The sequence below is a fragment of the Flavobacterium sp. genome (assembly GCF_023151265.1).
Classification (GTDB): Bacteria; Bacteroidota; Bacteroidia; order Flavobacteriales; family Flavobacteriaceae; genus Flavobacterium.
In genome coordinates, this window is the sequence record NZ_JAKLJH010000014.1 from 1 (window position 1) to 22,348 (window position 22,348).

At 34.2% G+C, this 22,348-nt stretch carries 24 protein-coding genes and 1 tRNA gene; 16 read left to right on the forward strand and 9 right to left on the reverse strand.

Going from position 1 to position 22,348, the window contains the following annotated elements:
* Nucleotides 1–242 precede the first annotated feature (242 nt).
* From L6Q46_RS02485 to L6Q46_RS02500, 4 genes are all read left to right on the forward strand, one after another.
* Entirely contained in the window at nt 243–1,382 is a 1,140-nt protein-coding gene (locus tag L6Q46_RS02485; protein ID WP_111566237.1) for an Mrp/NBP35 family ATP-binding protein, read from the forward strand.
* Between the two features lie 76 nt (nt 1,383–1,458).
* Entirely contained in the window at nt 1,459–1,698 is a 240-nt protein-coding gene (locus L6Q46_RS02490) for a NifU family protein (protein WP_026724438.1), read from the forward strand.
* 76 nt (nt 1,699–1,774) lie between these two features.
* On the forward strand, nt 1,775–2,833 hold the full coding sequence (locus L6Q46_RS02495) for an NAD(P)/FAD-dependent oxidoreductase (RefSeq protein ID WP_291265055.1): 1,059 nt from the start codon (nt 1,775–1,777) through the stop codon (nt 2,831–2,833).
* A 75-nt stretch (nt 2,834–2,908) separates the two neighbouring features.
* On the forward strand, nt 2,909–3,241 hold the full coding sequence (locus tag L6Q46_RS02500; protein WP_111566234.1) for a 2Fe-2S iron-sulfur cluster-binding protein: 333 nt from the start codon (nt 2,909–2,911) through the stop codon (nt 3,239–3,241).
* Between the two features lie 31 nt (nt 3,242–3,272).
* Here the strand turns inward: L6Q46_RS02500 and L6Q46_RS02505 are convergent, their stop codons facing one another.
* The 5 genes from L6Q46_RS02505 to L6Q46_RS02525 all read right to left on the reverse strand — a co-directional run bounded on the left by L6Q46_RS02505 (nt 3,273) and on the right by L6Q46_RS02525 (nt 7,202).
* On the reverse strand, nt 3,273–4,055 hold the full coding sequence (locus L6Q46_RS02505) for a DUF3050 domain-containing protein (protein WP_291282963.1): 783 nt from the start codon (nt 4,053–4,055) through the stop codon (nt 3,273–3,275).
* A 123-nt stretch (nt 4,056–4,178) separates the two neighbouring features.
* Entirely contained in the window at nt 4,179–5,357 is a 1,179-nt protein-coding gene (locus L6Q46_RS02510; protein ID WP_291282964.1) for an acyl-CoA dehydrogenase family protein, read from the reverse strand.
* Nucleotides 5,358–5,502: 145 nt separating this feature from the next.
* Nucleotides 5,503–6,051 carry a methyltransferase gene (locus L6Q46_RS02515; protein ID WP_291282965.1) on the reverse strand — a complete coding sequence of 183 codons (549 nt, stop codon included), beginning with the start codon at nt 6,049–6,051 and terminating at the stop codon, nt 5,503–5,505.
* Nucleotides 6,052–6,104: 53 nt separating this feature from the next.
* Nucleotides 6,105–6,632 carry a ribosome maturation factor RimM gene (gene rimM, locus L6Q46_RS02520; protein ID WP_291282966.1) on the reverse strand — a complete coding sequence of 176 codons (528 nt, stop codon included), beginning with the start codon at nt 6,630–6,632 and terminating at the stop codon, nt 6,105–6,107.
* A gap of 15 nt (nt 6,633–6,647) precedes the next feature.
* On the reverse strand, nt 6,648–7,202 hold the full coding sequence (locus L6Q46_RS02525; RefSeq protein WP_291282967.1) for a 30S ribosomal protein S16: 555 nt from the start codon (nt 7,200–7,202) through the stop codon (nt 6,648–6,650).
* Nucleotides 7,203–7,375: 173 nt separating this feature from the next.
* On the opposite strand from L6Q46_RS02525, the gene L6Q46_RS02530 reads away from it, so the two are divergent.
* The 5 genes from L6Q46_RS02530 (at nt 7,376) to L6Q46_RS02550 (ending at nt 14,458) form a co-directional block, all read left to right on the forward strand.
* Nucleotides 7,376–8,068: a DUF6252 family protein gene (locus L6Q46_RS02530; RefSeq protein ID WP_291282968.1), complete on the forward strand. Its 693-nt coding sequence runs from the start codon at nt 7,376–7,378 to the stop codon at nt 8,066–8,068.
* A gap of 153 nt (nt 8,069–8,221) precedes the next feature.
* On the forward strand, nt 8,222–12,745 hold the full coding sequence (dnaE, locus tag L6Q46_RS02535) for a DNA polymerase III subunit alpha (protein ID WP_291282969.1): 4,524 nt from the start codon (nt 8,222–8,224) through the stop codon (nt 12,743–12,745).
* Between the two features lie 114 nt (nt 12,746–12,859).
* Nucleotides 12,860–13,177, forward strand: coding sequence for a thioredoxin (trxA, locus tag L6Q46_RS02540; RefSeq protein ID WP_073581080.1), 318 nt, complete (start codon nt 12,860–12,862; stop codon nt 13,175–13,177).
* A 191-nt stretch (nt 13,178–13,368) separates the two neighbouring features.
* Complete coding sequence (locus tag L6Q46_RS02545) at nt 13,369–14,295, forward strand: DUF58 domain-containing protein (protein ID WP_291282970.1); 927 nt, start codon at nt 13,369–13,371, stop codon at nt 14,293–14,295.
* Between the two features lie 86 nt (nt 14,296–14,381).
* Nucleotides 14,382–14,458: transfer RNA gene (locus L6Q46_RS02550), tRNA-Asp, on the forward strand.
* A 150-nt stretch (nt 14,459–14,608) separates the two neighbouring features.
* Here the strand turns inward: L6Q46_RS02550 and L6Q46_RS02555 are convergent.
* Complete coding sequence (locus tag L6Q46_RS02555) at nt 14,609–15,106, reverse strand: DUF456 domain-containing protein (protein ID WP_291282971.1); 498 nt, start codon at nt 15,104–15,106, stop codon at nt 14,609–14,611.
* A 134-nt stretch (nt 15,107–15,240) separates the two neighbouring features.
* On the opposite strand from L6Q46_RS02555, the gene L6Q46_RS02560 reads away from it, so the two are divergent.
* Together L6Q46_RS02560 and L6Q46_RS02565 are read left to right on the forward strand one after the other, a co-directional pair.
* Entirely contained in the window at nt 15,241–15,786 is a 546-nt protein-coding gene (locus L6Q46_RS02560; RefSeq protein ID WP_291282972.1) for an energy transducer TonB, read from the forward strand.
* Nucleotide 15,787: 1 nt separating this feature from the next.
* A complete protein-coding gene (locus L6Q46_RS02565; RefSeq protein WP_291282973.1) occupies nt 15,788–16,273 on the forward strand; it encodes a hypothetical protein in 486 nt (161 codons plus the stop codon).
* A gap of 175 nt (nt 16,274–16,448) precedes the next feature.
* On the opposite strand, the gene L6Q46_RS02570 is transcribed toward L6Q46_RS02565, so the two are convergent.
* Together L6Q46_RS02570 and L6Q46_RS02575 are read right to left on the reverse strand one after the other, a co-directional pair.
* Complete coding sequence (locus L6Q46_RS02570; RefSeq protein ID WP_291282974.1) at nt 16,449–17,552, reverse strand: glycosyltransferase; 1,104 nt, start codon at nt 17,550–17,552, stop codon at nt 16,449–16,451.
* Between the two features lie 111 nt (nt 17,553–17,663).
* Entirely contained in the window at nt 17,664–18,593 is a 930-nt protein-coding gene (locus L6Q46_RS02575) for a hypothetical protein (RefSeq protein ID WP_291282975.1), read from the reverse strand.
* Nucleotides 18,594–18,647: 54 nt separating this feature from the next.
* On the opposite strand from L6Q46_RS02575, the gene ruvC reads away from it, so the two are divergent.
* Both ruvC and hemW read left to right on the forward strand, forming a co-directional pair.
* Entirely contained in the window at nt 18,648–19,202 is a 555-nt protein-coding gene (gene ruvC / locus L6Q46_RS02580; RefSeq protein ID WP_291282976.1) for a crossover junction endodeoxyribonuclease RuvC, read from the forward strand.
* A gap of 62 nt (nt 19,203–19,264) precedes the next feature.
* Complete coding sequence (gene hemW, locus L6Q46_RS02585) at nt 19,265–20,395, forward strand: radical SAM family heme chaperone HemW (RefSeq protein ID WP_291282977.1); 1,131 nt, start codon at nt 19,265–19,267, stop codon at nt 20,393–20,395.
* Nucleotides 20,396–20,397: 2 nt separating this feature from the next.
* Here the strand turns inward: hemW and L6Q46_RS02590 are convergent, their stop codons facing one another.
* On the reverse strand, nt 20,398–20,778 hold the full coding sequence (locus tag L6Q46_RS02590) for a hypothetical protein (protein ID WP_291282978.1): 381 nt from the start codon (nt 20,776–20,778) through the stop codon (nt 20,398–20,400).
* Nucleotides 20,779–20,830: 52 nt separating this feature from the next.
* Here L6Q46_RS02590 and L6Q46_RS02595 point away from each other — a divergent pair, with 52 nt between their 5' ends.
* Genes L6Q46_RS02595 through L6Q46_RS02605 form a run of 3 tightly spaced genes read left to right on the forward strand, consistent with a single transcriptional unit; the run spans nt 20,831 to nt 22,337 of the window.
* Nucleotides 20,831–21,598, forward strand: a complete 768-nt coding sequence (locus L6Q46_RS02595) for a cyclase family protein (RefSeq protein WP_291282979.1) — start codon at nt 20,831–20,833, stop codon at nt 21,596–21,598.
* A gap of 4 nt (nt 21,599–21,602) precedes the next feature.
* Nucleotides 21,603–21,953, forward strand: coding sequence for a VOC family protein (locus L6Q46_RS02600; protein ID WP_291282980.1), 351 nt, complete (start codon nt 21,603–21,605; stop codon nt 21,951–21,953).
* A 12-nt stretch (nt 21,954–21,965) separates the two neighbouring features.
* Nucleotides 21,966–22,337: an MmcQ/YjbR family DNA-binding protein gene (locus L6Q46_RS02605; protein ID WP_291282981.1), complete on the forward strand. Its 372-nt coding sequence runs from the start codon at nt 21,966–21,968 to the stop codon at nt 22,335–22,337.
* Nucleotides 22,338–22,348 lie beyond the last annotated feature (11 nt).

The following is a 22,348-nucleotide window of genomic DNA, read 5'->3' on the forward strand; positions in this document are numbered from 1 at the left end:
ATATCAATTTCAACTTATTCTTACAGTATTAATAAATTTTTTTCAATTAGTTTAAGAAAGCAATCTTTTAATGAAAGGTTGCTTTTTTATTTAATCATAGATTCTAACTATCAAATTATAAAAACTTTAAACTTTTAAACTTTTAAACTCCTAAACTTCTTATTATCTTTGCAATCTAAAATCAGTCTGAATAAAAACGTAAGTTGTTCTGTTTTAAACTGATTTATTAAAAACTCGAAAAAATGAAACTAGATAGAAAAGAAATTTTAGCTGCATTAGAAACCATTTCAATTGCAGGTGAAGGAAAAAATATGGTGGAAAGTGGTGCAGTTCAAAACGTAATCACTTTTGGAGATGAAGTAGTAGTTGATTTACTTTTATCAACGCCTGCTTTGCATATTAAAAAACGTGCTGAAGTAGATATCATCAAAGTAATCCACGAAAAAGTATACGAAAAAGCCAAAGTAAAAGTAAATATCAAAGTAGAAGCACCAGAAAAACCAGAAAATCCAAATTTAATTCGTGGGAAACAAATTCCTGGAATTTCAAATATTATCGCAGTTGCTTCAGGAAAAGGTGGTGTAGGAAAATCTACGATTACTGCAAATCTTGCTGTAACTCTATCTAAAATGGGATTCAAAGTTGGTGTTTTAGATGCGGATATCTACGGACCTTCGATGCCAATCATGTTTGATGTTGAAAACTCAAAACCTATTTCGGTTGAGGTGGATGGCAAATCAAAAATGCAACCCGTTTCAAGTTACGGTGTAGAAATTTTGTCTATCGGATTTTTCACAAAACCAGACCAAGCGGTTATTTGGAGAGGTCCAATGGCTGCTAAAGCTCTAAACCAAATGATTTTTGATGCCAACTGGGGCGAATTAGATTTCATGTTAATCGATTTACCACCAGGAACAGGCGATATTCACTTATCAATTATGCAATCGTTGCCAATTACTGGAGCCGTTGTGGTAAGTACACCTCAAGCAGTTGCTCTAGCTGATGCTAAAAAAGGAGTTTCGATGTTTATGTCAGAATCGATTAATGTTCCTGTTTTAGGAATTATCGAAAATATGGCGTATTTCACTCCAGAAGAACTTCCTGAAAATAAATATTATATCTTTGGTAAAGAAGGTGCTAAAAACTTAGCAGAAGATTTACAAGTACCTCTTTTAGGAGAAGTACCATTAGTACAAAGTATTCGTGAAGCAGGTGACTATGGTCGTCCAGCGGCATTGCAAACGGCTTCAGTTTTAGAGGGTGTTTTCGAGAATATTACAAGAAATGTAGTGCAAGAAACGGTAAATCGTAACGAAACATTACCACCTACAGAAGCTATCAAAATAACAACAATGGCAGGTTGTTCTGCTGTAAAAAAATAGTATTCAGTTTACAGTCTCAGTTTACAGTTTAAGCTGTTTACTGCGACTGAAAACTGCGACTGAAAACTAAAAAAATATGACTACATTAGAAATAAAGGAGAATGTTGAAAAAGCATTAGATGAAATTCGTCCGTTTTTGAATTCGGATGGTGGCAACATCTCATTAGTAGAAATTATTGAAGACAAACATGTTAAAGTTCGTTTAGAAGGTGCATGTACCAATTGTAGTTTAAGTATCAGTACGATGAAAGCTGGTGTAGAAACTACAATTAAAAAGTATGTCCCTCAAATTGAAACTGTAGAAAATATTGCCTAGTAAAGCAATAGTATGATATAAATCATATTTCTACACTTTACGAGTTTGTTACTTTGCTACTTTCAAAATTAAAAAAATGATTCAAACAGATATTCTTATAATCGGTGCTGGTCCTACGGGACTTTTCGCTGTTTTCGAAGCCGGACTTTTACAACTTAAATGTCATATCATTGATGCCTTGCCACAACCTGGCGGGCAATTAGCAGAATTGTATCCTAAAAAACCTATCTTCGATATTCCAGGTTATCCTTCCGTTTTAGCTGGAGACTTGGTAACGAATTTAATGGAACAAATTAAACAGTTTCAACCTGGATTTACCTTGGGAGAAACCGCTGAAACTATTGAAAAATTAGAAGACGGAACTTTTATAGTAACCACTAACGAAGGTACAAAACACCAAGCAAAAGCAATTGCTATTGCAGGTGGTTTAGGAACTTTCGAACCAAGAAAACCAATTTTAAAAGATATCGAATTCTACGAAAAAGAAGATCGTGGAGTAGATTACTTTGTAAAAGATCCAGAAAAATATCGTGGAAAAAACATCGTTATCGCAGGTGGAGGTGACTCTGCTTTAGATTGGAGTATTTTCTTATCGAATGTAGCAAATTCCGTGACTTTAGTTCACAGAAGAAACGAATTTCGTGGTGCTTTAGATTCGGTTGAAAAAGTACAAGAATTAAAGAACGCTGGAAAAATTAAATTAGTTACACCAGCTGAAGTTGTTGGGTTTAATGGTAGTGAAAGAATTACCGCTGTTGACATTGAAGTTAACGGTGCCAGAATGAAAGCAGAATGTGATTATTTTATTCCACTTTTCGGATTAACGCCAAAATTAGGACCAATTGCCAACTGGGGATTAGAAATCGAAAAGAATGCTATCAAAGTAAATAACGCTTTAGATTATCAAACCAATATCGACGGAATTTACGCTATCGGTGACGTAAACATCTATCCAGGAAAACTAAAGTTGATTTTATGTGGTTTCCACGAAGCAACTTTAATGTGCCAAAGTGTATACAACAGAATCAATCCAGGAAAACGTTACGTGTTGAAATATACCACCGTTTCTGGAGTAGATGGTTTTGATGGAACAAGAAAAGAAGCTGAAAAAGCTGTTGTAAAATCGATTGATTAAATAAAATTTTGTTTCAAGTTTCAGGTTTCATGTTAAACGAACCTGAAACCTGAAACTTGAAACCTGAAACTAAAAATGCCACAAGACGTAACCATTTTCATAACCGACAGAAACGGAGTTAAACACGAAGTGTTAGCGCCAACCGACATGAATATGAACATCATGGAGTTAATTCGTTCCTATGAATTAGCTGAAGAAGGAACCGTTGGTGTTTGTGGTGGAATGGCCATGTGTGCATCTTGTCAGTGTTATGTTTTAAACGATGTAGTGTCTTTAGAACGTAATCCAGATGAAGAAGCCATGCTTTGGGAAGCCTATCATGTTAAGGATAATTCACGACTTGGCTGCCAAATTCCAATCACAGAAGATTTAGAAGGTTTAGAAATTGAAATAGCACCAGAACAATAAAAAAAGCGAGAAGAAATTCTCGCTTTTGCTTTTATACTAATTCATGCTTGTGTTCCACTTGCTCTTCAATGGCATTCCAAAGTCCGATTCTTTTTTCCAAAGCTAAAACCGAAACTTCTTGTACTTCTTTCCATTTTTGTTCAGAATCACCGCAAAGTTCTGCAATCATTTGCATTGCCATTGGACCGTGCTCATCAGCGTCTAATTCAATATGTCTTTCGAAATAGTAAATTAGTTTAGATAAATCAGTTTCTGGGAAGTTTTGCTGAAAGTTTTTCAAGATTTCAGTAAACATATTCGGAATCAGATCTTCTCTTCCAAAAGTAAAAGCCGCCGCAATTTCATGAGGTTTTCCTTGTTCAATCACACGGAAAGTAAAATCTAAAAATGCTTTCACATTCGGATGTAAATCACTTTGTTTAATCGATACAAAAATGTTTTTCGTTTCTTCCACATTCTTCAAAAACGCATTGATTTGAGTAGTAGAAGCGCCACATTGCGTCATAGCATCCAAATACATTTCAAAATGACTTTGACGCGCGCCATCCAATGTTAAATCAGTTTCTTCAGCTACAACAATTTCATTAATCAAATAACGAATTTCTGGATTTCCAATAGGTAACCAAGGCGTTGTAGTGCAAGTTAATTTATTCTGTAAGGCTTTTAGTAACGACATAAAATCCCAAACCGCATAAATGTGGTTTTCTAAGAAACAATGTAAATCGTCAATCGTTTTTACTTTATTATACAACGAATGGTTTAGTAATTGTTCTTTATGATTTTGAATCGATTGGTTTATGGTTTGAATATTCATAAGGCAATTTTTAATTTATATACGAAATTCTAACTTCATTTGGTTTTGAATCCGTACACTACAAATGTAAAAATGCTTCCCTAAAAAGAGAAGCATTTTGTATCAATTTTATCTATTGTTTAATTATTTGAATGCAGGGAAACCTGTAACATCCATACCTGTAATTAACAAGTGAATGTCGTGAGTTCCTTCGTAAGTCACTACAGATTCTAAATTCATCATATGTCTCATGATAGAATATTCACCTGTAATTCCCATTCCACCAAGCATTTGACGTGCATCACGAGCAATAGTTAACGCCATGTCAACATTGTTTCTTTTTGCCATCGAAATTTGAGCTGTTGTAGCTTTTCCTTCGTTACGTAAAACACCTAATCTCCAAGTTAATAATTGCGCTTTCGTGATTTCAGTAATCATTTCAGCTAATTTCTTTTGTTGTAATTGCGTAGCTCCAATTGGTTTGTCAAATTGAATTCTTTCTTTTGAATAACGCAAAGCAGTATCATAACAATCCATTGCTGCTCCAATCGCTCCCCAAGCAATTCCATAACGTGCCGAATCTAAACAGCCTAGTGGCGCTCCTAATCCAGATTTGTTTGGTAATAAGTTTTCTTTCGGAACTTTTACGTTGTCAAAAATAAGCTCTCCAGTTGCAGAAGCTCTTAACGACCATTTATTGTGTGTTTCAGGAGTTGAAAAACCTTCCATTCCTCTTTCCACGATTAATCCGTGAATTCTTCCTTCTTCGTTTTTAGCCCAAACTACAGCAATATCAGCAAAAGGTGCATTCGAAATCCACATTTTAGCACCATTTAAAAGATAATGATCGCCCATATCTTTAAAATTAGTTACCATTCCACCTGGATTTGAACCGTAATCTGGCTCTGTTAAACCAAAACAACCAATGAATTCTCCAGTGGCTAATTTTGGTAAATATTTCATTCTTTGTTCTTCGTTTCCGTATTTCCAAATTGGATACATCACCAATGAAGATTGAACCGAAGAAGTCGAACGTACACCCGAATCTCCTCTTTCAATTTCTTGCATGATTAATCCATAAGAAATTTGATCTAATCCAGCACCACCATATTCTACTGGAATATATGGACCAAATCCACCAATTTCTCCTAAACCTTTTACGATTTGATGTGGAAATTCTGCTCTTTGTGCGTATTCTTCAATAATTGGAGATACTTCTTTTTTTACCCAAGCACGTGCAGCATCACGTACCATTTTATGTTCGTCAGATAATAATTCGTCTAATAAATAATAATCTGGAGATTGAAATAAGTCTGGTCTCATAGTTTTTGATTTGAAAGTCACAAAAGTAAGTAAAGATTTTTAACAAATCAACGAACAAGTGTTATAATTTTATAAGAAGCTTTTTCCAGCTATCCGCTCTATTCCCGATAGCTATCGGGAGATGCCGCTACTATCTGGGCTAGGGTTACATCTTCAAATAAAACTCTTTCGTCAATTCGATGTATTCCGAAGTATAATTATGTCTGGAAATTTCAATGATTAATTCATCAATTAAAGGAGTTTGTTCTATTCGGCAAAAAGCCAATAAACTTCTTTTAATTTCTGATGTTGGTGTGCCTTTTACACGAGTAATTTTTAGTGGAAATAAATCCAATTCTTTACACATAGCAACAAAACGCTCTTCTTCTTTATAAGGAATAATAACTGAATCGGTGTAAAAAGGCGGATTGGAAATGATTAAATCATACTCATCTTCAGGTTCGTCCACAAATTCATCCAAACCGGCATGAAAACAAAATAATTTATCACCCCAAGGCGACGCTTCAAAATTTTCGACACATTGTTCGTAAGCGTCTTCATCAATTTCAATCGCGTCGATTTGTTCAGCTTTGCTTCTTTGGGCTAACATTAAGGACAAAATTCCAGTTCCGGCACCAATATCTAAAACATTGTAAGGATTATTGATTAATGGAGACCAAGCGCCAAGCAAAACGCCATCTGTGCCAATTTTCATAGCACAACGATCTTGATTAACGAAAAATTGTTTGAATTTGAAAGTCATTGGAATTATCCAAGATATAAATCAACCAAACCTTCAGGAGTTTCTAAAGTAATGGTTTTGTTTTCTCTGTCAAGAGCAATAATGAAATCATCAATAAGCGGAATTAAGATTTCAGTTCCGTTTTTATCGATTTCAAAAAGTGGTTGAGCGCCACTATCATTAATTGCAGTAATTTTTCCAATGTTTCCTCTCATTAAGTCGATTACATCAAATCCAATTACTTCGTGGTAATAAAACTGAGTGCCTTCTAATTTGGGTAGCATAGAAAGTGGAAGATAGATTTCGCTTCCCATGATTTCGTCTGCTTCTGCTTCTGTTTGAATGTCTTCAAAACGAATACGTAAGAATTTTTCTTTGTGAAGCGAACTGCTTTCAATAAAAAATGGAACCAGACTTTTGTTGATTTCAACAAAAACTGATTCCAAATTTTGATACAATTCGGGTTCATCGGTGTCTAAATACGCCAATACTTCCCCTTTGAAACTAAATTTTTTTGCGATTTTACCTAAATAGAAACAATCTTCTTTACGCATGGAATCGCTATAAAATTATGCTTGAGTTTCTTCGTTGTTTTCTTCAACAGCAGGAGCTTCTTCAGCAGCAGCCTCAACTACTTCTTCAGCAACTTCTTCTGTAGCTTCAGCAGCTTTTGCAGCCTCAGCTTGAGCAGCAATACGTTTTGCGTTTGCTTCTTGTTCAGCTTTTAAAGCTTTTGCTTTTGCATCAGCTTCAGCTTTAGATAAACCTGATTTCTTAGCATCAACTTTACCAGCTTTTTCTTCTAACCAAGTAGCTAATTTAGCATCAGCTTGTTCTTGAGTTAAAGCACCTTTACGAACTCCTCCATCTAAGTGGTGTTTTAATAAAGCACCTGTGTAAGATAAAATTGCTCTTGCAGTGTCAGTTGGCTGAGCACCATTGTGTAACCATTGTGCAGCTTTTTCGATGTTTAAATCGATAGTTGCAGGGTTAGTGTTTGGATTGTAAGTTCCGATTTTCTCTAAGAATTTACCATCTCTTTTTGATCTTGCATCTGCTGCAACAACCCAATAAAAAGGTTTCCCTTTTTTTCCGTGTCTTTGTAATCTAATTTTTACTGACATAATCTTGTGATTAATTTGAGGTTCTCGACCTCGGTTATTTAAGGGTGCAAATATATAAAACTTTGCAATACAAATCCATAAGTTGTCTGAAAATATTTTTTTCGATAAAATGTTTTTATTTCAATAAAAAAGTTATTTTTGTTACCTACATATTATAACGAACTTAATTTAAGATGAAAAAAATAGTTTCTTTGTTTGCGCTTGTTGTTGCTTTTTCTTCGTGTCAAGAGGATCTTCAAACTAATAATCCAGCTTTTCAAGCCAAACAAAATGATGTTTACTGGAGAGCAAGTGATGCAAGAGTTAGTGTTGATGAGGATGGTAGAATGATAATTACTGCCTATAATCTATACGAGACGGTAACTTTAGAAACGTCAAGTACAGATCCTGGAGTTTATGTTTTAGGAACAACTAATCAAGATAACTTTGCTTCTTATTCTAATGAAATTGATGGTTTTGAAGATTATTACGATACAGGCTTGTACACTGGACCTGCGTTTAAGGTTTCAGGAATGATTAATAGAGGTACAGGTTATCAAGCTTCTGCTGGTGCTCAAACAACTGGAGGAACTGGATCTGGATTAAGAGTAGCTACCCAAACAACAAATGGCACTGTAACGGCAATTACTGTTGTAGCGAGAGGTATTGGTTACACGCCTGGAGATGTTGTTACAATTGTGGGAGGAAACAATATGGCATCTTTTAGAATTATCAATATTCAACAAAGTAATGGTGAAATCGAAATTGAAGAAGTTGAAAACGGATTGTTTACTGGAACGTATAAATTTAATGCAGTTAATGAAAATGGTGAAGTAATTACTTTTTCAGAAGGTGTATTTTATAAGATTCCACTTTCAACATTCTAAAAAACAATTTAAAAATAGTAAAACCATCTGGAGCAATTCAGATGGTTTTTTGTTTTGTTGATAACTTAAATTGGCATTCAATAACTTAAAATGTATTTTTGTTTTTATTCAAAATCAGCTTTTAAATTTTTCTAAAGCTTAATTATCAGATAGATGTACTTAATTTTCGATACAGAAACCACAGGATTACCTCGCAGTTGGTCGGCACCCATTACCGATACCGATAACTGGCCTCGTTGTATACAAATAGCATGGCAATTACACGACGAAATGGGTAATCTTATAGAGCATCAAGATTATTTGGTTAAGCCCGAAGGTTTTAATATTCCTTATGATGCTGAGCGAATTCATGGTATTTCTACCGAGTTAGCAATGGAGCAAGGGATTTTGTTATCTGAAGTTTTAGAAAAATTCAACATCGCACTTTCAAAAGCAAAATTCATAGTAGGTCAAAATGTTGGGTTTGACGTTAATATCATGGGATGCGAATTCCATCGTATGAACATCGGTTCCGATATGACTAAAATGCCGGTTTTGGATACCTGTACTGAAATCACCGCTAACTTATTAAAATTACCAGGCGGTCGAGGTGGAAGATTCAAATTACCAACGTTAACAGAATTACATCAATATCTTTTCAATCAACCTTTTGCAGAAGCACATAATGCAACTGCCGATGTGGAAGCAACAACACGTTGTTTTCTTGAGTTAATTAAAAGAGAAGTTTTTACCAAAGAAGAGTTAGATGTAACGCCAGAATATTTCAGAAGTTTCCGAGAAAAAAATCTAGGCGAAATCCAGTTAATCGGATTAAAACATATCAATCTGAAACAAGCTTCTGACGAAATTAGAGCGCGTTTGAAAAAAATCGAACAAGAGGAAGTTCAAACTACGATTTCAGAAGAGGTAAAATCGGATTTAAAAGACGCTGCTTTTGCTCATTTGCACAATCACACGCAGTTTTCGGTGTTACAATCGACTATTGCAATTAATGATTTAGTAAAAGCTTCGGCAAAATTTAAAATGCCAGCGGTTGCTATGACCGATACTGGTAATATGATGGGTGCGTTTCATTTTGTAAGTGCCGTTTTAAATCACAACAAAGCAGCTGAAGCTAAAAACAAAGAATTAGTCGAAAACGGAGAAGAACCAACAGAAACTGTAATTAAACCCATTGTAGGTTGCGAGTTCAATATATGTGACGACCATAAAGACAAGACCAAAAAAGACAACGGTTATCAAGTGGTTTTATTGGCAAAAAATAAAAAAGGCTATCATAATTTAGCCAAAATGTCTTCGATTGCTTACACTGATGGTTTCTATTACGTTCCTCGTATCGATAGAAAAATTGTGGAGCAATACAAAGAAGACATCATCGTGCTGTCTGGAAATTTATACGGTGAAATTCCAAGTAAAATTCTAAATGTCGGAGAAAGTCAAGCCGAAGAAGCTTTAATTTGGTGGAAAGACCAATTTGGTTCCGATTTTTATTTGGAATTAATGCGTCACAAACAAGAAGACGAAAATCGCGTTAACCAAACTTTGATAACTTTCGCAAAAAAGCACAATGTAAAGTTAATTGCGACAAACAATACGTATTACGTTAATAAAGAAGATGCCAATGCACACGATATTTTATTGTGTGTAAAAGATGGTGAAAAACAAGCAACACCAATTGGTCGCGGACGTGGTTATCGTTATGGATTACCAAATCAAGAATATTATTTCAAATCGGGTGACGAAATGAAGCAACTTTTTGCCGATTTACCCGAAGCGATTATCAATATTCAAGAAATTATCGATAAAACAGAACCCTATTCTTTATATAGAGATGTATTACTTCCAAAATTTAAAATTCCTGATGAATTTGAAGTAGAGGAAGACAAATTAGATGGTGGAGTTCGTGGTGAAAATGCGTATTTGAAACATCTCACCATGGAAGGCGCTAAAAAACGCTATGGCGAAATCACACCAGATATTCAAGAACGTTTAGATTTTGAGTTACTTACGATTTCCAATTCAGGTTATCCAGGTTATTTCTTAATTGTACAAGATTTTATCGCCGAAGCCAGAAAAATGGATGTTTCCGTTGGGCCAGGTCGTGGTTCGGCTGCAGGTTCTGCTGTAGCGTATTGTTTAGGAATTACGAACATCGACCCAATTAAATATGATTTGCTTTTTGAGCGTTTCTTAAATCCCGACCGTGTTTCCATGCCCGATATTGATATCGATTTTGATGATGAAGGTCGTGGTCGCGTTATGGATTATGTAATCAATAAATACGGTTCTAATCAGGTGGCGCAAATTATTACCTATGGTAAAATGGCTACGAAGTCTGCGATTCGAGATACCGCTCGTGTACTAGATTTACCACTTTTTGAAGCTGATAGAATTGCGAAACTAATTCCAGGTATGATGCCATCAAAATGGAATTTAGCAAGATTCTTAGCCGAAGACGAATCCGAAGTCAAAAAAGCATTACGTTCGGAAGAATTTGACCGAGTAAAAGAATTAATCGAAATTGCGAATTCAGAAGATTTAGCAGGAGAAACTATTCAACAAGCGAAAGTGTTAGAAGGTTCGATGCGAAATACCGGAATTCACGCTTGTGGTGTGATTATTACACCAGATGATATTACGAATTTCGTTCCCGTAACCACAGCAAAAGATTCCGATTTATATGTAACCCAATTTGATAACTCGGTAGCGGAAAGTGCTGGTTTGTTGAAGATGGACTTCTTGGGATTAAAAACCCTAACCTTAATTAAAGACACGGTGAAATTGGTAAAATACCGTTTAGGAATCGATTTGAATCCTGACGAATTTCCAATTGACGATACTAAAACATACGAGTTATTCCAAAGAGGTGAAACGGTTGGGGTTTTCCAATACGAATCGCCTGGAATGCAAAAATACATGAAGGACTTAAAACCAACAGTTTTTGCCGATTTAATTGCCATGAATGCATTATATCGTCCAGGGCCATTGGAATACATTCCTTCTTTCGTTCGTAGAAAAAATGGCGAAGAACCTATCACCTACGATTTAGATGCTTGCGAAGAATATTTAGGAGAAACCTACGGAATTACCGTTTATCAAGAGCAGGTGATGCTTTTGTCGCAAAAATTAGCGAATTTCTCTAAAGGTGATGCCGACGTACTTCGTAAAGCGATGGGTAAAAAGCAGAAAGATGTCTTGGATAAAATGAAATCTAAGTTCATCGATCAAGCAAAAGCCAATGGTCATGACGAGCAAAAATTAGATAAAATTTGGACCGACTGGGAAGCATTTGCGAGTTATGCCTTCAATAAATCGCACTCGACTTGTTATGCTTGGATTGCCTATCAAACAGCGTATTTAAAAGCACATTATCCTGCGGAATATATGGCTGCGGTGCTTTCGAATAATATGAACGATATCAAACAAGTATCGTTCTTTATGGAAGAATGTAAACGCATGGGATTAGCTGTTTTAGGTCCAGATGTAAATGAATCGTACTATAAATTTACGGTTAATGAAAACTACGCCGTTCGTTTCGGAATGGGAGCGATTAAAGGCGTTGGAGCCGGAGCGGTTCAAACTATTGTGGAGAATAGAAAAGATGGAAATTATAAATCCATCTTTGATTTAGCCAAACGAATTGATTTGCGTGCGGCCAACAAAAAAGCATTTGAAAATTTAGCATTAGCAGGCGGTTTTGATGGTTTTTCCGAAACTCATCGTGCACAATATTTTCATCATGATGGCGACGGAATTACGTTCTTAGAAAAGGCGATTCGTTATGGTTCGAAATTCCAAGAAAACGAAAATTCATCGCAAGTAAGCTTGTTTGGTGATGCTTCGGAAGTGCAAATTGCCGAACCACAAGTGCCGCCATGTGAAGAATGGAGCACAATGGAAAAATTAGCCAAAGAAAAAGAAGTAGTTGGAATTTATATTTCTGGACATCCTTTGGATGATTATAAATTTGAGATGAAATATTTTTGTACGGCTAAATTGGAATCGCTTAAAAATTTGGAGCAACATTTAGGTAAAAATCTTTCTTTTGGAGGAATTGTTACTAATGTGCAGCACAGAACGGCTAAAAACGGAAAAGGCTGGGCAACCTTTGTGTTAGAAGGTTATGACGAAAGTTATGAATTCCGAATTTTTGATGAAGAATATTTAAAATACCGTCATTTCTTGCTGCAAAATCAGTTTGTGTATTTTAAAATCAATGTGAAAGAAGGTTGGGTAAATCGCGAAACGGGTAAAAAATCCGATCCAAGAATTCAGTTTTTAGATGCTAAAATGTTGGCTGATGTATTGCCTACATTTGCTAAGAAATTGATTTTAATGTTCCCAATTAAAGATGTAAAAGAACATGTGATAACCGAATTAAATCGAATTTTTTCTGAAAATAAAGGCGATAATTCAGTAACGTTTGAAGTAATGGAATTGGAACGAATAAAGCGAATTGTGGAAGATATTCCAGTTTCAACTCCTGTAGATATAGAAGAAGAAATTTCGGAAGATTCTAATGAAGAAATGGAAATGAATATTGAAGTTCCAGTTGAAAAAGAAGAAATCATCGTAAAAACAAAACTTTCGATGCCAAGCCGAAAATTGAAAGTTAAGATTTCATCCGAATTGCTTCAAGAATTGGAACGCATGCAAGTAAATTTTAAACTGAATTAAAGTATAAGCTATTGCAATGTAGGTATAATCAAAACTAATTTTAAAAGATGCTTTCGTTCGTAATTAATTCCTAAATTTGCAATTCAAATAAGTATAAAACTAAAAAGAAATAATATGGCATTAGCAATAACAGATGCTACTTTTGACGAAGTGGTATTAAAATCAGACAAACCAGTAGTAGTAGATTTTTGGGCAGCTTGGTGTGGTCCATGTAGAATGGTTGGTCCAGTTATCGACGAAATTTCTACTGAGTATGAAGGAAAAGCAGTAGTAGGAAAAGTAGATGTTGACGCAAATCAAGAATTTGCTGCAAAATACGGAGTAAGAAATATTCCAACAGTTTTAGTATTCCAAAACGGAGAAGTGGTTGGAAGACAAGTAGGTGTTGCTCCAAAGAAAACGTATACAGATGCAATTGACGCATTACTATAATATTTGAAAAAGAAATTCAAGGCTCAACGAAAGTTGGGCCTTTTTTGTTTTTATAGCACAATTTTTTTTGAAAGTTTAGGTATTTCACTTTTTAGAATTCACTTAAGAAAATTAGTTTTATCTGCGTTTCGCTTTAGCGAATCCGTTTTATCTGCGTTCCAAAATTTAAAATCTTTTTCTATCTTTACGATATGAATTTAGAACAGCAAATAGAAAAAATCTCTAGTTTTGAGCATTTAGAACTTTTGGCTAACCAAATTGTCGAAGGTTTTATTTCGGGTATGCACAAATCGCCTTTTCATGGATTTTCGGCAGAGTTTGCTGAGCATAAAATTTACAATCCAGGAGAAAGCACCAAGCATATCGATTGGAAATTATACGCTAAAACCGATAGATTATACACCAAACGCTACGAAGAAGAAACCAATTTGCGTTGCCATTTGATTTTAGATAATTCTTCTTCGATGCATTATCCGAAATTAAAGGAAAATCAGCCGTTTTATCAGAGTAAAATCGGGTTTTCGGTATTGGCTTCTGCGGTTTTGATGAATTTGCTTAAAAAGCAACGTGATGCGGTTGGATTGAGCGTTTATTCGGATACGTATGAATATTATTCACCTGAAAAAGGAAGCGAGCGCCATCATCGCATGATTTTAAATAAGCTAGAAGAAGTTTTATCACAAAACAAAACTGCTCGGAAAACGGATACCGTAACTTTTTTGCATCAAATAGCTGAAAATATTCATCGTCGTTCTATGGTGATTTTGTTTACTGATATGTTCCAAAATGAAGATAACGACAAAATATTTAAAGCACTTCAGCATTTAAAGCACAATAAACATAAAGTGGTAGTTTTTCATGTATATGATGAAAAAACCGAGTTAAATTTCAGTTTTGATAACACGCCTCGTAAGTTTATTGATGTAGAATCGGGAGAAGAAATCAATTTATTTGCCGAAAATACGCAAGAATCGTATCAAAAAGTGATACAAGAATATTTCAAAACGATAGAAGCAACGTGTATGCAGTATCAAATTCGCTATGTACCCGTTTCTGTAGGTGAAAATTTTGAAAAAATTTTACTAACCTATTTGGTTGAAAAACAAAAGTTTGACTGAAAACACTGAAAAAAGTTTGTTTTTTTTTGCAAAAATGTTTGCAGGAATGAAAAAGCGTAGTATATTTGCACTCGCAATCAAGCACTGGTTTGGTAGTTCAGTTGGTTAGAATACATGCCTGTCACGCATGGGGTCGCGGGTTCGAGTCCCGTCCAGACCGCCAGTAAAGAGGAAGCCTTTCGTAAAAGAAAGGCTTTTTTGCCCTCTTAAAATATTTAAAATAGTTGTGTTGTTTAGGTACGAAAGTACCAAAAGGTTTAGTAGTTAGACCAATGGAAAGCTTTGCATTTATGCAGAGCTTTTTTGATTTTTATCAAAACCAAACTGCTCTATTTTGCCAAACCACAACAAAGAATACTCCTAAAAAAAGCAAACTCACTAAAAACTTAATAAACGTTCCTGCTAAGAAACCTAAAAACGATCCTGTGGCTGCTTTAAAAGCCCGCTTTCCTTCGTTTGAGTTGTAAATGAGTTCGCCTATTAACGCACCTAAGAAAGGTCCAATTAAAAATCCGAAAGGAGGAAAGAACAAACCAATAACTAAACCTATATTCGTTCCCCAAATCCCATATTTACTTCCGCCGAAATATTTTGTGCCTTGTGCAGGAATTACATAGTCTAAAATCCCAATCACGACTGCAATAACTAAAGTAATGCCAAGTAACCAATAATTGGTTTCCATTCCTGGACATAAATAAAGCATCAAAATGCCAACCCAACTAATAGGCGGACCTGGTAAAGCAGGAAGTAAGCTTCCAATAATTCCAACTATCATTAAAAGCAAACCCAGAATCAGTAAAAAGTATTCCATAAGATTTTAGTTATTGTCTAACAAATTTATAACTTTGTTTCATACAATTATAATTTATTGATTTTATGCGATTTGTTTTTTTACTTTTTATTTCTTTTTTTGTGGTTAATATTGCTGTTGCTCAAGACAAAACAATGTCAACTCAAGATCGTTTGAAAGAATTGGCAAGAGTAAAAAAAGAAATTGACGAACAAAGGAAGAAAGAATGGGATGCTTATTTAGTTCGTGTTGAAGAAAGTAAAATTGCAAAACAGAAAAAAAAGCAAGCCGATTCTATTGAGAAGTCAAAACTAGCTGATAATATCAAAAAAGACGTTGACGGATTTACAAATTGTAGTAATCAAGAATCGCCTTATTACATTAGAAAAAATCCAACAACAGGTTTTGAAGAAAAAATTACTTTTACAGATTATATAAGAAAGCATATCTATAACAAGTTTAGATATCCTGAATTTGCAATGGATCATGAACTACAAGGAAGAGTTATGGTGCATTTTATTATTGATAAAGAAGGGAATCCGCAAATAAAAGAAGCTAATGGTCCAAAAAACGGATTGATTTTGGAAGAAGAAGCTATTCGTATTATTAAATCATTACCAACAGCTATTCCAGCTACTTGCGATGGGAAGCCGATAAATATTATGTATGCAATACCTATAAACTTTCAGATGCAAGAGTAATATGAAAAAAATAATTCAGCTGCTTTTTTTGCTTTTGACATTTCATTCTTGTCAGTACTTTGAAAAAGAAGTTCCTAATGAGAAAGAATTGCTAGAACAAGAATTAAAAAAAATCAATTGGGACGAAGTCGATGAATTTCCATCAGTTTTGCAATGTGATACGATAAAAGATGCAGAAGTTAAAAAACAATGCTTCTTTGATTATTTAGCACAAACCATTCAACAACGAATAGGTATCGATACTTTGCGTATTGAATATCCAGAAATCGATACTATAAACGTAAAAATTACCGTAAATCCCGATTCGAGCTTGGAATTTGAAACCCTATATCCAAATGACAGCACAGCTTTAGTAGACAAAACAAAAATTGATAGTATTTTAACTTCAAGATTATCCGATTTCCCTAAAGTAGAACCCGCAATTAAAAGAGGTGTAAAGGTAAAAACACAATTTGTGCTTCCAGTGATTATAAAAATGGAGAAGTAAGCAAGGGCAAAATCAAGAGCAAATTCAAGTACAAGTTCAAAAATCAAACTCAAAAATTTAATTTTTAACATAAAAGAGATGCTTTCAGCATGACAAGTTTGCGGTTAAAAAAATCTGTAAAAATCAGTTTTATCCGTCTCATCCGCGTTCCAAATAAATCGTCTTTGCGAGCTATTTATTTACTAAATGTTCTCCCTTTCCAAGAATAGTTGCCAAATAACGAATACACGGCCACCGATACATTAAAAAAAGGATACAACAAACTACTCGCTAATACAAACTGCAATTTCGATTCGAAGAAATTAGCGGTTTTGTAAATCAATATAAAATCGATTAGGAATTTCAAAGCGACAAAAAGCATGAAAATATTTTGGTCTAATACACTTGTCAACCAGAGTAAAAAACTCACTATCCAAACCAAATTCCCGCCAAAAACCACAAGCGCTAATAACTTACCGTAAAAAGAAGAATATCCCGTACTTTTCGAAGCCCAGCGAACCCGTTGTTGAAATAATTCAGTCCAATTCTCTACAGGTTTTGTAGCGACAATACTTTCTTTAGCCAACAAAAATCCAACTTTTATTGGAGCCGATAATACTGCTTTCTGCAATAGAAAAACATCGTCTCCGCTGGCAATCGTTTCATTTCCTTGGAATCCATTTAATTCTTTGAAAAACGCTTTGGAATAGGCAAAATTTGCACCATTACACATAAAAGGTTGATTGATTCCAAAACTTCCAATAGTAGCACCTTGTAAACTCAAGAAATCTAAATTCTGAAAAGCCGATAAAAAACCACTTTTAGGAATATAACAAACACCAGAAGCTAACATTTCAACTTCATTTTCCTGAATATATTGATCGAAAGCTATTAACCAATTTTTCTGAACCAAACAATCGGCATCGGTAGTAATAATCCAATCGTTTTTGGCAACTTGAATCGCGGTTTCAATCGCATCTTTCTTGGGTGAATTTGATTTACGAATGTTCTTAATTACTTTCAAACTGAACACTGAACACTGAACACTGAACACTTCTTTAGAGTCATCATCCACTAAAATCACTTCCACTAATTCTTTCGGATAATTCAACAAAGAAATCGAATGCAATAAATTCGGAAGATTTTCTTTTTCATTTCGGAACGGAACCACAATGGTAAAGGAGGTTTTTGGAGTGAATTCCTTTCTCGAAAAGCGTTTCATTCGATTAAATCCATAAATCAGTTGCCCAATAAATAGGATGTAAATGAGAAAAACAGTTCCGAGAATTAGTTCTAACATAATTAAAAGAATATCAATGTGTTAAATTTTAAAACACATAGAAACATAGTAAAAGTGTAAAAAAATATTGAGAAGACAAAGAAAACTTCGTTTTTGCACAAAAAAAATGGATTATGCTTTTTTGTCATTCAACTTAAATCGCATTACGTAATAACTTCCAATTACCACAGGTAAAACTACGTTTAAAAACCACATTAACGTACTAATGAAAATTACAATCCATTCGTTAACACCATATTTTCCGAAGAAAAACATCGCCACACTTCCTTTTACGGCGAAATCTAAAAATTGAAAACTTGGTAACGAAGAGGCTAAAAAATAAACCGCAGCAATTGAATTAATCAATGTTAGATAAGGTAAATCGACATCGAAAACCAAAAACAACACATAATATTGATGTGAAAAAACCAAGTAACGACAAACTCCCAATAAAATATTCTTACGGTGAATTTTCTTCGGAATTTCGTTGATTTTGTGAAGCAATTTCTGAATGGAATACCCTTTTATGGTGATATTTTTCGAAAGAATTGAAGCGAAAAATAACACGATTGCCATTCCAATTATCGCTAACGCCCATTTCCAATACCCAATTAAAATCAATCCAATAGTTCCGAAAATAATGGTCAAAATCATTTGAATTCCGTTGCAAATCAAATTTAAAAATACCACTTTTTTAGTTTGTTCTTTTTTGAAAAACATGGCTTTTCCGGCATATTCTCCTAAACCATTTGGTGTGAAAATCCCAGCAGTTAAAGCGCCTAAAACTTGTTTGCTTGCCTCACCAACGGAAATAGGTTTGATGAAATCAACTAAATTCTGCCATTTTAAAATTTCGAAATAGCGATTCGCAACACTAAACAATAAAATGAATATGATAGTAACTATTGAAGTTTTTTCCAAAACCAAAGTCTGGAATTTACTCCACTCTAACTTTGAATTACTAGCGATTTGGTTGTAAATAAAATAAAACGCACCAATTACAATCAAAAGTTTGATGGTAAAAACAAGGAATTGCTTAGCTTTGTGAGGAATTGAAATCATGTTGCAAAGAAACGAAAACTTTGAACTTGAAACTTGAAACTTGAAACAAAATAATTGGCAAACGAACGCATCATATTAGGAATTGACCCAGGAACGACGATTATGGGTTTTGGATTGATTAAAGTAGTCAACAAGAAAATGGAATTTCTGCAGTTGAACGAACTTATTTTATCCAAATACGACAATCATTATCAGAAATTAAAAGTCATTTTTGAACGAACTATCGAATTAATCGATACACACAATCCAGATGAAATTGCCATCGAAGCCCCTTTCTTTGGAAAAAACGTGCAGTCGATGCTGAAATTAGGAAGAGCACAAGGTGTTGCCATGGCAGCCGGACTTTCTAGAGATATTCCTATCACAGAATACGAGCCTAAAAAAATTAAAATGGCGATTACAGGAAACGGAAATGCCAGCAAAGAGCAAGTTGCCAAAATGCTCCAACAATTATTAGGTTTAAAAGAATTACCAAAAAACCTCGATTCAACCGATGGTTTGGCAGCAGCGGTTTGTCATTTTTTCAATTCGGGAAGAGTGGAAGTTGGGAAAAGTTATTCGGGTTGGGATGCTTTTGTAAAACAGAATGAAGATAGAGTAAAAAAATAGTTTTCAGTCGCAGTTTTCAGTCTCAGCACTGCAAACTGCGACTGCGACTGAACACTAATAAAATGTCAGGAATCTACATCCATATCCCTTTTTGCAAGCAAGCTTGTCACTATTGCGATTTTCATTTTTCTACTAATTTAAAGAAGAAAGATGAGATGGTTTTGGCATTGGCTAAAGAAATTCAATTGCGTAAAAACGAGTTTCAAGATGAGATTGTAGAAACCATTTATTTTGGTGGCGGAACGCCTTCGATATTATCGATTGAAGATTTAAGATTTTTGATTGATGAAGTATATCGAAATTATAAAGTAGTCGAAAATCCAGAAATTACAGTTGAAGCCAATCCTGATGATTTAACAGAGAATCGAATAATTGAACTCTCAAAAAACAAAGTCAACCGTTTATCTATCGGAATTCAATCCTTTTTTGAAGACGATTTGAAGATGATGAATCGTGCTCACAATGCTGAAGAAGCTAAAAAATGTTTGGAAACGGCAACACAATATTTTGATAATATTTCCATCGATTTGATTTACGGAGTTCCAAACATGAGTAATGAAAAATGGTTGCAAAACATCGAAACGGCTTTGTCTTTTGGTGTGCCGCATATTTCGAGTTATGCTTTAACGGTCGAACCTAAAACCGCTTTGCATTCGTTCATTCAAAAAGGAATTATTCCACAACCTGATGATGAAGTAGCACAAGAACATTTTCAAATTTTGGTTGACAAACTTTCGGAAAACGGATTCATTCACTACGAGTTATCGAATTTTGGAAAAGAGAACTATTTCTCCAAAAACAATTCCAGTTATTGGTTAGGTAAAAAATACATCGGAATTGGTCCTTCAGCGCATAGTTATGATGGAAAAAATCGAGGTTGGAATGTTTCAAATAATTCGCTTTATATAAAATCCATTCAAGAAAATAAACTACCAATTGAAATTGAAACGTTAACCAAAACCGACCGCTACAACGAATATATTATGACAGGTTTACGAACGATTTGGGGCGTTTCATTAGAGCGAATCGAACAAGAATTTGGGAAAACCTATTTGGATTATTTGAACCAACAAGCTTCAAAATTTATAGAAGATCATTTTTTGTTTGTGGATGATAACATTTTACGAACCACTAAAAAAGGAAAGTTTTTGAGTGATGGAATTGCAAGTGATTTGTTTCTGCTGAATTTATAATTCTATTTCGATTGAAATAATTGTTCTGCCAAATTCAAAACACCCATTAGCAGTGCGCTTCCAAATTCATCTGTACCACTTGGATTGAACGAGTCAATTTTGGAATTAAACACCATGTTTTCTGGAATAAAAACAGAATTTTTGAATTCGTAATGACCTTTGTAAACTGAAAAATTATCATTCATCATCGTAGTTCTATTAAAAATAGAAAAATCGTTTTTAGTATAGAAGTTTAGTTGATTAAACGTAAAAAAATGTTTGTTTGTATTCAAATTCATATCGATTTTAATAGGTTGTAAAATCGGTTGAATGGTGTCTGTTTTCATTTGGGCAAATAAACAAACATTAGACAAAAGCAATAAGATGATAAAATATTTCTTCATTTTGATTATCTTTAAAATCTGAATATCATTGTAAATTTAATCAATAGTTGCTTTGAAAACAACAATCACTAAGAATAATTTAACACTACAAATCGACTTATCAAAACCTCTTGATATTTCTATTCCATTGACCAACGACGAACAAAATCCAATTGCTTGGTATCAAAATTTACCCGAAATTGAACCTGTAACAATGGGCGATTGGATTGGGAAAGTTTCGGAAGGAAAATCATCTACGAATTTCAATAATATCTTCTTCAATCCGCACGCACATGGCACGCATACCGAGTGTTTAGGACATATTACACGCGATTTTTATTCAATAAATCAATGTTTAAAGCAGTTTTTCTTTACTGCGGAATTGATTTCGGTCGAATCAAAAAGGGTTGGAGAAGATTTAATTATTACGAAAGAACAAATTGAACTTGCTTTGGGAGAAAATTCACCAGAAGCTATCATCATTAGAACATTGCCAAATTCAGAAAGCAAAAAGCATTTGAATTATTCCAATACAAATCCGCCTTATTTGGAAGAAGCTGCGGCAATTTTCATTAGAGAAAAAGGGATTCAGCATTTGTTAATCGATTTACCAAGTGTTGATAAAGAACACGACGAAGGAAAATTATTAGCTCATAAAGCATTTTGGAATGTAAAAGACGTAAACCAAGTCAATAAAGATGCTCGTTTTAATTGTACAATTACCGAAATGATTTACGTTAATGAAGATGTAAAAGACGGAAGTTATCTATTGAATTTACAATTCGCTTCGTTTGAAAATGATGCTAGTCCAAGTAAACCAGTTCTGTACAAAATGTTTTAAAAATATGATAGTTGCTATTATTCCTAAATTGCCTTTCATTGATAAACAACAAACAATAGATTTTTATCAAAAAATAGGATTTCACTTAGATGCTGATTATGGCGAGTATCTTATTTTAAATTTTGAGCAAACTGAACTTCATTTTTTTTCATATGAGGATTTGGAACCTAAAAAATCAGATTTTATGATTTATTTGAGAGTGAATGCAGAGATAGAATTATTTTACAATACGATAATAGAAAAAGGGATTGCTATACATCCAAATGGAACATTAGATAAAAAACCTTGGAATCAAATAGAGTTTTCAATTATTGATCCTAATGGAACACTTTTAACTTTTGGTCAATTCATTTAAAAAAAACATAAAATGAATATCCAACAACTATACGAATTCTGCCAGTCTAAAAAAGGCGTCACCGAACATTTTCCTTTTGATGAAGATACTTTGGTGTTTAAAGTAGGCGGAAAAATGTTTTGCCTAACTTCATTATCCGAATGGGAAAAAGGAACACCATCGTTAAATTTAAAATGTGATCCAGAACGCGCTTTAGAACTTCGAGCGGAATATGAAGCCATTGAACCTGGCTATCACATGAGTAAAGTACATTGGAATACGGTTCGTTTTCATGGTGATGTTTCCGATAAAATGATGAGCGAATTGATTAATCATTCCTACGAACTTGTTTTCAAAAGTTTAACGAAAAAAGTCCAACAAGAAATCCAAGAATTAGAAAATTAGGCATTACTTTT